This is a genomic window from Xanthovirga aplysinae, from assembly GCF_009711365.1.
GTDB classification, from domain to species: domain Bacteria; phylum Bacteroidota; class Bacteroidia; order Cytophagales; family Cyclobacteriaceae; genus Xanthovirga; species Xanthovirga aplysinae.
This window is the reverse complement of the sequence record NZ_SMMB01000027.1, coordinates 1-225: the sequence shown is the minus strand read 5'-3', so window position 1 is coordinate 225 and position 225 is coordinate 1. Positions and strand designations below refer to the sequence as shown.

1 protein-coding gene is annotated in these 225 nt (G+C 32.4%); it reads left to right on the top strand.

The features are described 5' to 3' along the window. Nucleotides 1-225, top strand: a 225-nt coding sequence (locus tag E1171_RS22915; protein ID WP_187696063.1) for a hypothetical protein, incomplete at both ends; no start/stop codon positions are given.

The window sequence follows — 225 nt, the reverse complement described above, 5'->3', positions numbered from 1 at the left end:
ACTTGATGAAATTAACCTGATTGAAGGGAATAACAATAGTAATAACAGTCAAAAAGCTTCCACTGATCAGGATGGGTTTTCATTATTTTCCACAAATAATATTATTAGGAGTAGCAATATTATGGAGGGAAGTAGAAATGATTACAACAGTCAAGAATTGGATGGGGACCAAGATGGGGATGACCATTTAATAGATGATGTTAATCTTATATTAGGCAATAACAA